General features: G+C 57.3%; 16 protein-coding genes. 10 read left to right on the forward strand and 6 right to left on the reverse strand.

Annotated elements, in window-relative coordinates; translation table 11 throughout:
• Nucleotides 1–26: 26 nt before the first annotated feature.
• Genes F0169_RS02620 through F0169_RS02635 form a run of 4 tightly spaced genes read right to left on the reverse strand, consistent with a single transcriptional unit; the run spans nucleotide 27 to nucleotide 3,574 of the window.
• On the reverse strand, nucleotides 27–878 hold the full coding sequence (locus F0169_RS02620; protein ID WP_152745362.1) for a GNAT family N-acetyltransferase: 852 nt from the start codon (nucleotides 876–878) through the stop codon (nucleotides 27–29).
• Nucleotides 875–2,047 carry an NAD(P)/FAD-dependent oxidoreductase gene (locus F0169_RS02625; RefSeq protein ID WP_152745363.1) on the reverse strand — a complete coding sequence of 391 codons (1,173 nt, stop codon included), beginning with the start codon at nucleotides 2,045–2,047 and terminating at the stop codon, nucleotides 875–877. Before F0169_RS02625 ends, F0169_RS02620 begins: the two co-directional genes overlap by 4 nt.
• Nucleotides 2,044–2,448, reverse strand: a complete 405-nt coding sequence (locus F0169_RS02630) for a RidA family protein (RefSeq protein WP_152745364.1) — start codon at nucleotides 2,446–2,448, stop codon at nucleotides 2,044–2,046. The genes F0169_RS02625 and F0169_RS02630 overlap by 4 nt, the downstream gene beginning before the upstream one ends.
• A complete protein-coding gene (locus tag F0169_RS02635; RefSeq protein ID WP_152745365.1) occupies nucleotides 2,438–3,574 on the reverse strand; it encodes a DSD1 family PLP-dependent enzyme in 1,137 nt (378 codons plus the stop codon). Before F0169_RS02635 ends, F0169_RS02630 begins: the two co-directional genes overlap by 11 nt.
• A gap of 95 nt (nucleotides 3,575–3,669) precedes the next feature.
• Here F0169_RS02635 and F0169_RS02640 point away from each other — a divergent pair, with 95 nt between their 5' ends.
• Nucleotides 3,670–4,554, forward strand: coding sequence for a LysR family transcriptional regulator (locus tag F0169_RS02640; RefSeq protein WP_152745366.1), 885 nt, complete (start codon nucleotides 3,670–3,672; stop codon nucleotides 4,552–4,554).
• A 3-nt stretch (nucleotides 4,555–4,557) separates the two neighbouring features.
• On the opposite strand, the gene F0169_RS02645 is transcribed toward F0169_RS02640, so the two are convergent.
• Nucleotides 4,558–5,271 carry a cupin domain-containing protein gene (locus tag F0169_RS02645; RefSeq protein ID WP_152745367.1) on the reverse strand — a complete coding sequence of 238 codons (714 nt, stop codon included), beginning with the start codon at nucleotides 5,269–5,271 and terminating at the stop codon, nucleotides 4,558–4,560.
• A 22-nt stretch (nucleotides 5,272–5,293) separates the two neighbouring features.
• Nucleotides 5,294–6,145, reverse strand: a complete 852-nt coding sequence (locus F0169_RS02650) for a GNAT family N-acetyltransferase (RefSeq protein ID WP_152745368.1) — start codon at nucleotides 6,143–6,145, stop codon at nucleotides 5,294–5,296.
• Between the two features lie 798 nt (nucleotides 6,146–6,943).
• Here F0169_RS02650 and F0169_RS02655 point away from each other — a divergent pair.
• The 9 genes from F0169_RS02655 to F0169_RS02690 form a co-directional block, all read left to right on the forward strand.
• On the forward strand, nucleotides 6,944–7,984 hold the full coding sequence (locus tag F0169_RS02655; RefSeq protein WP_341869082.1) for a PAAR domain-containing protein: 1,041 nt from the start codon (nucleotides 6,944–6,946) through the stop codon (nucleotides 7,982–7,984).
• Between the two features lie 331 nt (nucleotides 7,985–8,315).
• Entirely contained in the window at nucleotides 8,316–8,705 is a 390-nt protein-coding gene (locus F0169_RS02660; RefSeq protein ID WP_152745369.1) for a hypothetical protein, read from the forward strand.
• A 134-nt stretch (nucleotides 8,706–8,839) separates the two neighbouring features.
• Nucleotides 8,840–9,229 (forward strand): hypothetical protein, encoded by a 390-nt coding sequence (locus F0169_RS02665; protein WP_058414708.1) that lies wholly within the window; start codon nucleotides 8,840–8,842, stop codon nucleotides 9,227–9,229.
• A 141-nt stretch (nucleotides 9,230–9,370) separates the two neighbouring features.
• On the forward strand, nucleotides 9,371–9,760 hold the full coding sequence (locus F0169_RS02670) for a hypothetical protein (RefSeq protein WP_152745370.1): 390 nt from the start codon (nucleotides 9,371–9,373) through the stop codon (nucleotides 9,758–9,760).
• Nucleotides 9,761–9,896: 136 nt separating this feature from the next.
• Complete coding sequence (locus F0169_RS02675) at nucleotides 9,897–10,286, forward strand: hypothetical protein (protein ID WP_152745371.1); 390 nt, start codon at nucleotides 9,897–9,899, stop codon at nucleotides 10,284–10,286.
• Nucleotides 10,287–10,614: 328 nt separating this feature from the next.
• Nucleotides 10,615–10,785: a hypothetical protein gene (locus F0169_RS27290; protein ID WP_172979306.1), complete on the forward strand. Its 171-nt coding sequence runs from the start codon at nucleotides 10,615–10,617 to the stop codon at nucleotides 10,783–10,785.
• Nucleotides 10,786–10,937: 152 nt separating this feature from the next.
• The gene (locus F0169_RS02680) at nucleotides 10,938–11,222 is read left to right on the forward strand and encodes a hypothetical protein (protein WP_152745373.1); all 285 of its coding nucleotides are present in this window, start codon (nucleotides 10,938–10,940) and stop codon (nucleotides 11,220–11,222) included.
• Complete coding sequence (locus F0169_RS02685; protein ID WP_152745375.1) at nucleotides 11,219–12,154, forward strand: hypothetical protein; 936 nt, start codon at nucleotides 11,219–11,221, stop codon at nucleotides 12,152–12,154. Before F0169_RS02680 ends, F0169_RS02685 begins: the two co-directional genes overlap by 4 nt.
• Before the next feature lie 66 nt (nucleotides 12,155–12,220).
• The coding region (locus F0169_RS02690) for a hypothetical protein (protein ID WP_152745377.1) at nucleotides 12,221–12,573 on the forward strand (353 nt) is incomplete at its 3' end.

The raw sequence follows: 12,573 nt of genomic DNA on the forward strand, positions 1-12,573 counted from the left end.
GGGATAATCTGCTGAATCTGGCCTGCCTAGCCGATGGCTTGCGTCACCAGCGCAAATTGGGCGATGCCGCCGCTTGATTGCGGGGGCGCCCCCAGCACCATGCGCGGTGCTTTATCCACGCATGGCAGCCCCAGGCTTTCCAGCCAGTCGGCCAACCCGCACGCGGTGGGAATATCGAAGCGTACGAAGGCGCCAGGAATCAACTGCAGCAGGTGGGTGATCATCTGGCGGGCCTGTTGCTGGTTGTGTGCGACCACGGGACCAATCAGATGGCCACGACCAAATCGGCGCAGCAGCGCGCAACCTTGCAGTTGCCCTTGCACATCGATGCCGACCACCTGCTCGGCGCTCGGCAGCAAGTCGTTGAGCACGGCACTGCGGTCCAGGCCGCTGCCCGCGTTGGCCAGCTCGATTACCTGCGGGTACTCGGCCGGGCTTAATGCGCGACACTGCGCGTGCTCGGTCGCAGGCACTGGCGCTGGCGCTGGCGTCTGCGCAACGCCCTGATGTTGCTGAATGCGCGCAAAGTCGACAAAACCCATGCTTGCATAAAGCGGCGCGCCCGACTCAGTGGCATTGAGAATCGGCGTGCGCGGCGCCGCAGCTTCCAGGCACAGGTTCATCAGCTTGCGGCCAATGCCTTTGCCCTGGTGCTGATCGCTGACGATCACCAGGCCGATAGACGAATAAGCGCCCTGATGGCAGGCGAATGCCACGCCGACCAATTGGCCGTCATGTTCGGCGACAAAACCTTCGGACGTACGCTGAACCATGGCCAAATCTTCTTCGCGGTGCGGCCACTTCAGGTGCACCGACAGCGCGTGCGCTGCAGGCATGTCCGCCGCGTTGGCAGTGCGATAAACATAGGCGTGGCTCATATGAGTTTTCCTGTGGTGAGGGCGGTTGCGGGCACCGTTAAAGGTTGGGTAAACCTGCGAATGTCGAAGGGGCTGATCAAGGTGCTGGTGCTGCCGGTGCTGATCAGTTCGGCCATCACATCGCCCACGCCCGGGCCGAGCTGGAAGCCATGGCCGCAGAAACCAAAGGCATAAAACAGCCCGTCCACGCTGCCGCTGCGGCCCATCACCGGCAGCGAGTCCGGCGTGTAGCTTTCGATGCCGCTCCACACGCGGATGATGTTCAGCTTCTCGGCGCCGGGTAATAAGCGCTGCATCTGGCGCATCTGGTTGAGCAGGCTTTCGGGCTTGAAATACGCGCGTCGGTTGAGCATGTCGGGGGTGCAGCGGTTGCCGCCGCCGATGATGATGTTGCCGCGCGGGATCTGGCGGAAGTAGATCACTTCTTCCTTGATTTTGGTAAACACACCAATCACGGTCGGCAAGGCGTAGGGCACCGGTTCGGTGACCGACATCTGCGGGCCGTTCGGCTCCAGCGGCACCGCCTCACCAAAACGCTCGGCCAACTTGGCCGCCCACGCACCGGCGGTAATCAGCAGTTGTTCGGCGGCGAACAACTGGCCGTCGGTGGTGGTGACGTGGAACAGGCCGTTGACCTTTTGCACATCGGCCACTTCGGTTCTTTCTTCGATTCGCGCGCCCAGCCGCCGCGCTGCACGGGCAAACGCGGGCGCGGCCAGGCGTGGGTTGGCGTGGCCATCGTGGGGCGCGTAGGAGCCGCCTTTGACCTGCGGCCCGAGGAAGCCGAAGCGCCGGTGCAACTCAGCACCGCGATAGATTTTGAGGTCCAGTTGCGCGGCCTCCGGCGCGGCGGCGTAGGCCTCAAGTTCGGCGATTTCATCCTCGCGATAACACACGCGCATGTGCCCGCTGGGAATGAACTCAAGGTCGTCGCCGATCAGTTCCGGCAGGCGTTTCCACAATGCCCACGAACGATTGGCCAGCTCCAGTTGGCCCAGGTAGCGGCCCTGGCGGCGCACGTTGCCAAAATTCACACCGCTGGCGTACTGGCCAATCTGGTCACGCTCCAGCAGCGTGACCGAGCTGCCGCGACGCCGCAGAAAAAACGCTGACGAGGCACCCATGATGCCGCCGCCGATAATCAGCACATCGCTTTTTTGCAGGTTCATGCGCGCTCCTTGGGTGCGTGACGGGCCACGGCTTCGATTTCGATCAGGTAACCATGATGCAATTCCGGTACCGGCACCACGGCGCGGGCCGGCCGGTGCTCACCAAGGTAGCGCGCGTAAACCTGATCAAACGCCGGCCAGTGTTGTATCCCGACCACGTACACCGTGACGCTGAGCAGGTCAGCCGCGCTTGAGCCTGCTTCCTGCAAAATCGCCACCAGGTTATCCAGCGCAATTGCCGCTTGAACCGCAAACGGTTGATCGGCGCTGTGCTCGCCATTCGCGCGTACCGGCAGTTGCCCCGACACATACAAAATACCCGCGTGGGCCAGCGCCTGTGAATAGTGCCCGCCCGGCGCGGCCGCGTTGGCCGTGTGAATGCGTTGCAGATTACCAGCCATGCAGGCGACTCCAGGTGTGTACGTCGCCCTCGGCGTCAACGGCGTGATAGTCCGGGAACTGCGCGCCGGTGGCGCAGGCATGGTTGGGCAGAATGCGCAGGCGGCTGCCGATCGGGAAGCGCGCGACCAACTCGGTAGTCGGCGCATCGCCCAAGGTGACAATTCCGTGTTCCTGGTTGGCGCCGGTGACCCGCGCGCCGTCGATCCAGGCGCCGGCTTCGCTGCACACTTGGCCATAACCGAAGTCTTCGCGCTGACGTTGCGTGCCGCGGTCACGACTCATGGCCATCCAGCCGGCGTCGGTGATAACCCAGCCTTTTTCCTGCTGATGGCCGATAACCGTAGTCAATACGCTGAGTGCCAGCTCGTCGGCCTGGCACACGCCGATGTTGTGCATGACTAGGTCGAAGAACACATACACGCCGGCGCGCACTTCGGTGACGCCCTGCAGGTTCAGCGCCGAGAGGGCCGTCGGCGTGGAGCCGATACTGACCTCGGGGCACGCCAAGCCAGCTTCGCGGAGTCGTTCGGCGGCGCGCACGCAAAGCAAGCGTTCCTGTTCAGCCAGCGCTTGCAGGGCTTGCGGGTTGTCCAAGTCGTAGCTGGAACCAGCGTGGGTCATCACCCCGCGCAGTTGCACAGCGCCTGCACTAAGGAGGCGTGCGACGTCGATGAGCGCAGGGTCTTCTGGTGCCAGGCCTGAGCGATGACCGTCGCAATCGATTTCAATCCACACCGCAAAGCGTTCAGCGTGTTGCTCGGCAAAGGCCACGATAGCCTGGGCACCGGCGACGCTGTCGGTGAGTACGCTGAGCTGGCAGCCTTGGCGGCGCAATGCCAAGGCTTGCGCTAATTTGCCCGGCGCGATGGCGACGGCATAGAACACATCGTCAATCCCTGCGCTGAAACAGTGCTCCGCTTCTTTGAGCGTCGACACCGTCACACCGCTGGCGCCAGCGGCAATTTGCGCCTGGATCACCGGCAGGCATTTGCTGGTTTTGATGTGCGGGCGCAAACGCACGCCGAGGGCATTCATGCGCTGCTGCATGCGTTGGATATTGCGCTGCATTCGCTGGACATCGACGAGCGCGGCGGGCGTGTCGAGGGAGGCAATCGGCGTGGGCATGGCATAACTCGAGTGGCTGGGGGCAAGCTGCACTCTACTCAGGTGTCGTTAACCTGTGGTTCAATCAAGGCTAATCAATCATTAAGTAAAATTGAATGATTTCCATCGAAGACTTACGCCTTGCCGTCACCCTCGCACGCGCTGAGTCGCTGAGTGCCGCCGCCAGAGTGTTGAATGTTTCGCCGCCAGCGCTCTCCATGCGCCTGCGCAAATTGGAGACGCTGCTGGGGTTGACCCTGGCCAATCGTGATGCGCGGCGCCTGAGCCTGACGTCCGAGGGTGAGCGGTTCGCGCGTGAAAGCGCGCTGTTGCTGGAACAGCTGGAAGCGCTGCCGGAGTCGTTCAGGCAACAGGACGAAAGGCTGGTAGGCACCTTGCGGCTGGCGGCGCCGTTTGGGTTTGGCCGACAGCGCCTCGCTCCCCTGTTGGCGCGTTTCGCGCGCCTGCACCCGCAGTTGTGCCTGCAACTGGACTTGCGCGAAACACCGTGGCCAGACCGCCACGACAGCGATGCGGTGGTTCACATCGGGCACCTGAATGACAGCCTGTGGACGGCGCGGCAACTCACGCCAAACGAGCGCTGGTTATGCGCCAGCCCCGCCTATCTGCAGGAACATGGCGTGCCGACCGCGCCTGACCAACTCGCGGCGCATCGCTGTATTTGCATTCGTGAAAACGATGAGGATGTGACGCTGTGGCACCTGCGCAAGGGCCAGGGCCGCAAAACCCTGCGCATAGAGCCTGCGTTGCTCAGCAACGATGGCAGCGTGGCCCGGCGATGGGCCGAGCAGGGCTTGGGGTTGGTGCTGCGTTCGCAGTGGGATGTGAGTGACGCCGTTGCCGGCGGCAGCCTGGTTCGGGTGCTGGCGGATTGGAGCTTTGACAGCGCGCCGATCATCTTGCTGGTGCCTTCGCGCAAGCTTCGCAGCCCGCGCGTACAGGCGTTAGTGACGTTTCTGGAAGACGCGTTAAAAGCCTGATCACTACTTCACGGCGTACACCTTGCGCACATACACCGTGCTGGTCCAGGCGCAGGGCGCACCTTTGGCTACAAACACGCTGTCGCCCGGGTTCACCGTCACCGCAACGCCCGCGTCATCTTGCAGGGTGACGCTGCCTTCGAGCAGGTGCATTAATTCGTGCAGCTTGTGCGCGCGGCCGTGGCGGGCGTACGGCGTCGAATCCCAGATGCCCACGCGCAGTTCGGTGACTGCATCGTCAAACAGATTCAGCGCGCGGCACTGCGGCGTTGGGCCGATCAGAATCGCCGGTTCTGGCGCGGCGGAGGGGTTCAGCAAGGTGTGCGCCTCAAGCAGGGTGAGGCCGGGGCGGGCGGGGGCGTCGGGCAGGTCGACGGCGCAGAACGCCCATTCGCAACCCTCGCTTGCCTGCACACTGAGGCGGCTGCTACGGCCGATCACGGCACTCGCGCCAACGCCCAATTCCAACGTTTGTTCCCCGCTGCTGAGCTGCACGTGGCCTGTGTGCACCACCAGCGTCTCACTGTGCGGGAAGTCTTCGATGACCGCCTCACCGCTGAACTTCACCAAGCCTGCGGACACGCCATCGTCGCCCAGCCAGGCGAGTTGGCGGCTGTCGCCGAACGGGTCAAGCGCGCTTAACGCCGCGCGGTAAAAGGACGTGGCAACGCGGCTGCCGTCGGCGCGAGCCAACAGCAGAATGCGTGGAGATGACATAGGGCGTGCTCCGGGATAAAGGTCAGCCGATGGCTTGAGTGATCAGCGCAAATGGGTGTACGCCTTGGCTAGCCTGAGGCGGTGCGCCCAGCGCCATCTGCGCAACGGTGTCGATGTTTTTCAGGCCAGCGTGCTCAAGCCAGTCACTCAGGCCGCAGGCAACCGGGATGTCGATGCGCACAAACGCCTCCGGCACTTGCGCCAGCAACACCGCGATCAAGTGTTTGGCCTGGTCAAGATTCTCTGCTACCACCGGGCCGATGCAGCGCCCACGACCGAACGGGCGCAGCAGGGCAAAACCGCGTAACTGGCCCTCGCGCTCAATGCCCACGGCCTGCTCCACCTGCAGGTCGCGCAGTACCTCACGGCGGTCCAGGCCACTGGCGGCTTTGGCCAGGGCCAAGAGCGCGGTGTGATCATCCGCGCCGAGTGCACGGCAGGTTTCACCCTCGGCAAGTTGTGGCAGCGCGGGCACCCGCGCCTGGCCCTGATGTTGCTGCACGCGGCCGAATTCGACAAACCCCTGGCTGGCATACAGCGGCGCGCCGGCGAGGGTGGCGTTAAGGATCGGCGTGCGTGACTGGCACGCGGCCAGGGCCATTTCCATCAAACGGCGGCCGATGCCCTGGCCTTGGTAGTCATTGCTCACGATCACCAAGCCGATGGTGGCGTAATCGCCTTGAGGGCAACTGAACGCACTGCCGATCAGACGCTCGCCATCCAGCACCACGAAGCCGTCGCTGAGCCGTTGCAACATCGCCCAGTCTTCCAGGCGATGCGGCCATTTCAGTTGCACCGACAGCGCATGGGCGGCGGGCAGGTCGGCCACCGTCATCGGGCGGTAGACATAAGCAGGGTGTGGCAGGGCGGACATGGCGAGCCTCCATGGAACGTGGTTTTTGCGGCGTGAGGCTGCTTGTATCCCACCTGTTTTAGAGGCTTGCAAGGGGCGCGGGAATATTCGGTAGATTGCTTGTGCGGGTCGGGGGCTGGACCACAGTTACTACTTAAATCGGGTGGGAGCGCAGCAGCAAATGCCAGGGCGCGGATGGAGCCCGTTTGATCGTTCCCACGCTGCGTGGTAATGCATCCTGTGACGCTCTGCGTCACCTAGCGCTCACCGCGCATTAATTAATGTGCGTCCACTGTAACGCGTCGAGCGCCTAACCACTATCAGAGCCGCAACTGTGTAAGTGACGTTTATACGCGACATTACTCCGCCAACTTAAGCAACTGTTACTTTTCCTTCAGACATTTACAGTGCCATTTTCGGAAACGTCCGACTTTACTTTAAACTTTTATATTATCAATGTGGCGGCGTAATAAAGGTGCGCTGATTCCTGTTCCGTCTGATAGGTGCCCACGCTATCGTCCAGTCAAAGTTACAACACAGAGAGCCGCCTACTGAAACCACGGATCAGGATAAAAAAAGTGAGTGCGGCACTGTCTCTTTTGTATATCAATTAAATGTCTTCAGCGCCTATCGCTATTTACCGCGTCACCGCACAAGGCAACCAAACTTCGGCAGATGGATTTTCTTCCAATTGTTGAACGTTAAACCATGAAGGCTGAGTTGCAAAGTGCAGTTCTGTTTTGAATGTGCTTGAAGCGCACGGCGAACTCATGGTCGAGAATTTAGTTGCCTCGGCCGGAATAGATAACGGAGAAAATAATGCGTGAAGGTTACTTTATTGGCCGTGGTGACAAGACTACCTGCGGCGGAATCGTTCTGGATGGTGACCCGAGGGTTAACCTGTTCGGTGTGCTGCATGCTCGCGAAGGGGGCGACGTTACGTGTGGGAAAGACGGCGGCACTTACCAGATTATCGGTGGTGTATCGCACATACAAAGCCATGGCAAACAGGTGGCTGGCACGCTGGACAGTTTCAGCAGTTGCCCATGCCAAGCTCGGCTGATTCCCTCTGTGTTTACTGCGATCTACAGCAATGATGGCCCCGCTCAGCACGCGGCCAGCCGTTCGGCAGCACCACCGCAACCCGCTTTCGCGCCTTCGAACAATCCGGCCCCTGCGGCATTTAACAGCGGGCGGGGCGAGGAGCCTGGCTTCTATATTGTGCCCAAAAGCACGACGCGCGAAGCACTGGAAGCCACGCTTTTCCCCACGCGTAATGCGGCCGTGATGAGTAAATTTCAGGCGCTCAACCCCAATCTGAGCCAAGTCAAAGCAGGCTCCATGATCGTGCTCAGCGATCCGAACAACACCACCTGCACCTATCAAGAAGCACAGTTGATGCAGGCCGCTCAAAAAGTCGAGGCATCCCTGGATCCCCTGACGCCGGAAGAGGCCGACTTTCTGGCTAGCCACGGTGCAGAAATCGCCAGTTTTGCCAGTCCTGCCTCAACCTGGCTCGGCGTCAGCGCGGTGGTGATGGAAACGCACATCACCAATCTGCGCGACACCCTCCAGGCCATCGAGCGCCTGCATCAACAAAGTTATCGCCATCACGGCCACTTAAGATCGCCGCAGTTCTTCGCCGGTCGCCAGCGCTTGTTGGCACAGCTGGATGCGCACTTGCTAAACTCCACTCGCCTGCGTGGCCAGACAACACTGGGCGACCATCCCAAGTTGAAAACGGCCCTAGGTCTATCCAGCCGCAGCCTGGTGCACCACTGGGATAAAGCCGGTGCGCCGGGCAGATTCAGGGTTACGCAACGCATGTGGAGGCGACCAGTCGTGCGGCCAAATATATGAAGGCAGGTGGGTATATCGGCATTGGTATAGGCGGCGTGTCTTCGTTGCTGGCTATTGAGCAGGTGTGTAGCGGCGGCTCTGGGGCGGCGTGTGAGAAGGTCAAGTTTACTGAAGGAGGGAAGTTTGCTGGCTCGGTTGGCGGTGGCACGGTTGGGGGATGGGCAGGACGTGTTGCCGGTAGTGCGATCTGCGTGGGGCTTGGCGTTACGACAGGTGTAGGAGGCGTTGTCTGTGTTGCGGCCTTAGTGGGGACTGGCGCGTGGGTGGGGACGACTCTCGGTGGTAAGGGTGGCGAATACACGGGTGACAAAATTTACGAGGCTAAACAACCATGACAAGTATCGATGACTGGCCGCTGTGGATTGCGATATTTGTATCTGGAGGCCCAATTCTTCTTGGGTTTATAGGCCTTGCTTTCAGTCTTTACCTCACCCACCGTCACTTGGACGCCATGAAGGAGGCTTTGAAGAACAGCCGCTATATTTATATATGGGGAGATAGCTTGGGGAAGCGGGGTGTACTTTGGTCCCTATTGGAAATGTCAAAGATTGCCGGAATGATCACGATGCCCAAGGTACACCTGCGCCTGGGTGACTTGGACCCAGTAGATTTAGAAAACTTCCCACGTTATCTGAAACGTCTTCTTATAAGCGTTACGGCGACAATCCTTACCTCCTTCATTGGGATGATAGTCGTTGCCATTTTGCTGAAGTTTAGGTAATTCGAACCGCTCGCGCGAGGCCCGATAGGGGTATCTATAGTCTCGGCCGAAGTAATGGCTGCGCAAGGGGGTACGACAGTCAGTGGTAGGACTGGCGAATACATTGGCGAGAAAGTTTACGAGGCTACTCAACCATGACCAGTATCGACTCTTGGCCATCTTGGATTGCGATTATTTTTATTGGCATTCCAACTCTGCTCGTCGCTGCGAGTCTTGCGTTCAGTCTTTACCTTACTCACCGACATTTGGACGCCATGAAAGAAGCACTCAAGAACAGCCGTTATATTTATATTTGGGGAGATTGCTTAGGGAGGCGGGGTTTGATTTGGTCCCTCTTGGAAATGGGAAAAATAGCAGGGATGGTAGCGTGGCCAAGATCCTCAATAATTATTGGGGAATTGGACCCAATCGATCTTGAAAATTTCCCACCTCACCTGAAGCGGTATTTGATCTCCAATTTGACAGTGATGATCATCGCCCTCATTTGGATCTTGGTTGTAGCCATTCTACTGAAATTTAGGTAATTCGAACGGGCCTCACGCGAAGCCCGATGTAGGGGTATCTATAGTTGCGGCCTTAGTGGGGACTGGCGCATGGGTGGGGACGACTCTCGGTAGTACAGGTGGTGAAATGGGCGGAGAAATATTGTACGAGAAAACGTTGCCATGACGACTCCAGAGTTCTGGAGGTCCTGGCTGGCTTTTTTTATTGTTAGCGGCCCAATTTTTCTTGGGTTTATAGGCCTTGCTTTCAGTCTTTACCTCACCTACCGTCACTTGGACGCAATGAAGGAGGCTTTGAAGAACAGCCGCTATATTTATATATGGGGAGATAACTTGGGGAAGCGGGGTGTACTTTGGTCCCTATTGGAAATGTCAAAAATAGCCGGAATGATCACGATGCCCAAGGTACACCTGCGCCTGGGTGACTTGGATCCGGTAGATTTAGAAAATTTCCCACGTTATCTGAAACGTCTTCTTATAATCGTTACGGTGACAATCCTTACCTCCTTCATTGGGATGATAGTTGTTGCCATTTTACTGAAGTTTAGGTGAATTGAACGGCTCGCGCGAGGCCTGATGTAGAGGCATCTATAGTCTCGGCCGAAGTAAGGGCTGCGCAAGGGGATACGACAGTCGGTGTTACCACTGGCGATTACATTAGAGAAAAAGTTTACGAGGTTACACAACCATGACGAGTATCGACTCTTGGTCTCCCTGGGTTGCGATCATTTTTATTGGTGCCCCTACGCTGCTCGCAACTGCTGGACTTGCATTTAGCCTGTACCTTACCCATCGTCACCTGGACGCCATGAAGAAGGCTTTGAAGAACAGCCGCTATATCTATATGTGGGGAGATAGCCTAGGGAAACGGGGTGTAATTTGGTCCCTATTGGAAATGTCAAAAATTGCCGGAATGATTACAATGCCAAAGGCGTACATCCGCCTAGGCGACTTGGATCCGATGGATTTAGAAAACTTCCCGCCGTACCTGAAACGTCTTCTTGTAATCGTGACGGCGATGATCTTCACGTCTGTAATTTGGCTGGTAGTTGCGGCGGTTTTGCTGAAGCTAAGGTAGCTCGATGGTCGACTATCTCAAGGCTTAAAGCTCAGCATTAGCTGCCAAGTGCAGGACGGCGCTCGTGGGTACGACTGGTCGTTGGTAGGGCGGGCCAATACATGGGTGAGGACGTTTACGAGGCTGCCGCTGCCCGTTCATTGGATGTCCGCCCAAGTCATGCAAGGTGACTTCGGTGCAGGCTTAGGAACGGTCGGACACCTGTTTCGGAAGCGTCCTGCATCAGTTCGATTTCCGCTTTGTTAGCGTGCCCGGTACTTAAGCGTGTTCAGGCTGAAAGCCTGAACATCGCGTGTCGCCTCCTCTCTCGGATTAAAAGGATAAACGCATGTTCGCGCTAGCCAATACTGCGCAGTTCGCGGTATTTATGCCCACTGCTCGCAACGACTTCAAAGTGCTGGCGTTTCAAGGCACTGAAGCCATCAGCACCGTGCACGCGGTCCAATTTGAACTGGTCAGCGAGTACCTTGATTTCGATATGGAAAGCCCGCTCACATAGCCAGCGTTTATCCAGTTCTACGCCTAATCCATGGAAAAGCTGTACCCCTTCTTTTCCCAATCAGCATCGAGGCTTATCGGTTAGCAGAACTCAACCCTTACCAAGGGCAAGTCTTCTCCACTTATCTGTTGCTAAAGCTGCCCGGCGAAAACGTGGAACTGACTGATGGGATGATTCATTTCATCGGCCACGAGGTTTGGGGTGACACCCTCGGATATCGCTCCGATAAAATCCGAAACGTCGAATGGACAGGTAAAAAATTTGCCCGGCATAGCGGTACTCGCGTTCCAGTGCCAGCCGGCATCACCCCTTATCGTCGTGTGTACCATGAGGACGGTGCTATAGACTTGCGGCGCATCGACGGTTATTTGATCTACTCCCCACGTGAAGGGCTGACGCTGCCGTCAGTAAAAATCATGGAACGAGCTTGGATATGAGCATGCTGGAGCTGCCAGGACGTAACGCTACAACAATCCTACTTACCGCAGATAAGCCTACCGGTGAGCAGCCGATGGAGCTGTTTATTACAGATGAACATACCGATTACTACCTCGCGTTAAGGTTTGGAGGGGATACAAGTCGAGGGCTGCTCGCGGGGCTCTTTGGGTGGTTAGCAGTATTTATGCTGCCTTTAGAGATGCTGCTAATGCTTAAGGGGCAATGGGAAAGTTCTTTAATGGGCTTGGTCATGCTGGGCACATTATTTCTGGTGCCATTTCTATGGGAAACCCTACGCCCATTACCTCTGCCCATCTTATTTAACCGCCGCACCCGAGAGGTGTACTTCGATCACGATGGTGAATTATTCCACACCCCATGGGATGGTATTTACGCAGTTGCCAATGAGTTTCAGCTAGTGGGCACTCAAATCGGCGGAATGCAGAGCGCTTCACTTGAAATTCGAGTGTGGCAATTCGGAAAACCAGAAACCGCCCTTATGGTCAGCCTCGGGTCACCCTTTGGTAAATCACTGGCGTTGCAAAAAAGTTTGTGGGAATACATCCGCGCCTACATGAACAATGGGCCGTATTTCGACGAGTACGGCAATCACAGCGAATCCGATGTTTTTGTAAAAAGCCAGCTGGCTGTGCGCCCAAAAATGAGCGATGGTTTTAAAAGAACACGAGAACAAATAAAGCAGGCCAAGAGAGAGGCGGGCGGCAAGAATTACTTAGGTGGTTACGACGTTATAAAATTAATACTGGGGGCTATGTTTTACCCCCTGGATCGAATCCAGGAATTCACCTACAGCATCGCAAAACGCCGCTCCCGCAACCGTTGGCCGAGCGACGTTACTGAGCGCTTGAAAGCCAATGGGCCTATCACGCGTCTTGTTGACTTGGAATGCGTGATCGCGGCCAACCCATAATGTGTCGGTGTACCGCTATTATTTTCGATGTGTTGATATGAGTCGTTCTATGTACCCTAAACAACCATGACCAGTATCGATGACTGGCCGTTGTGGATTGCGATATTTGTATCTGGAGGCCCAATTTTTCTTGGGTTTATAGGCCTTGCTTTCAGTCTTTACCTCACCCATCGTCACTTGGACGCCATAAAGAAGGCGTTGAAGAACAGCCGCTATATTTATATAGGGGGAGATAGCTTGGGCAAGCGGGGTGTACTTTGGTCCCTGTTGGAAATGTCAAAAATTGCCGGGATGATCACAGATGCCCAAGTACACCTGCGCCTGGGTGACTTGGATCCAGTAGATTTAGAAAACTTCCCACGTTATCTGAAACGTCTTCTTATAAGCGTTACGGCGACATCCTTACCTCCTTCATTGGG

Origin of the sequence: Pseudomonas kitaguniensis, assembly GCF_009296165.1 — a bacterium.
In the GTDB taxonomy this organism is placed as follows: domain Bacteria; phylum Pseudomonadota; class Gammaproteobacteria; order Pseudomonadales; family Pseudomonadaceae; genus Aquipseudomonas; species Aquipseudomonas kitaguniensis.

Excerpts from the sequence above, each read along its gene's own strand:
- F0169_RS02620 (WP_152745362.1), bottom strand. The coding sequence starts at position 878 with ATGAGCCACGCCTATGTTTATCGCACTGCCAACGCGGCGGACATGCCT.
- F0169_RS02625 (WP_152745363.1), bottom strand. The coding sequence starts at position 2,047 with ATGAACCTGCAAAAAAGCGATGTGCTGATTATCGGCGGCGGCATCATG.
- F0169_RS02630 (WP_152745364.1), bottom strand. The coding sequence starts at position 2,448 with ATGGCTGGTAATCTGCAACGCATTCACACGGCCAACGCGGCCGCGCCG.
- F0169_RS02635 (WP_152745365.1), bottom strand. The coding sequence starts at position 3,574 with ATGCCCACGCCGATTGCCTCCCTCGACACGCCCGCCGCGCTCGTCGAT.
- F0169_RS02640 (WP_152745366.1), top strand. The coding sequence starts at position 3,670 with ATGATTTCCATCGAAGACTTACGCCTTGCCGTCACCCTCGCACGCGCT.
- F0169_RS02645 (WP_152745367.1), bottom strand. The coding sequence starts at position 5,271 with ATGTCATCTCCACGCATTCTGCTGTTGGCTCGCGCCGACGGCAGCCGC.
- F0169_RS02650 (WP_152745368.1), bottom strand. The coding sequence starts at position 6,145 with ATGTCCGCCCTGCCACACCCTGCTTATGTCTACCGCCCGATGACGGTG.
- F0169_RS02655 (WP_341869082.1), top strand. The coding sequence starts at position 6,944 with ATGCGTGAAGGTTACTTTATTGGCCGTGGTGACAAGACTACCTGCGGC.
- F0169_RS02660 (WP_152745369.1), top strand. The coding sequence starts at position 8,316 with ATGACAAGTATCGATGACTGGCCGCTGTGGATTGCGATATTTGTATCT.
- F0169_RS02665 (WP_058414708.1), top strand. The coding sequence starts at position 8,840 with ATGACCAGTATCGACTCTTGGCCATCTTGGATTGCGATTATTTTTATT.
- F0169_RS02670 (WP_152745370.1), top strand. The coding sequence starts at position 9,371 with ATGACGACTCCAGAGTTCTGGAGGTCCTGGCTGGCTTTTTTTATTGTT.
- F0169_RS02675 (WP_152745371.1), top strand. The coding sequence starts at position 9,897 with ATGACGAGTATCGACTCTTGGTCTCCCTGGGTTGCGATCATTTTTATT.
- F0169_RS27290 (WP_172979306.1), top strand. The coding sequence starts at position 10,615 with ATGTTCGCGCTAGCCAATACTGCGCAGTTCGCGGTATTTATGCCCACT.
- F0169_RS02685 (WP_152745375.1), top strand. The coding sequence starts at position 11,219 with ATGAGCATGCTGGAGCTGCCAGGACGTAACGCTACAACAATCCTACTT.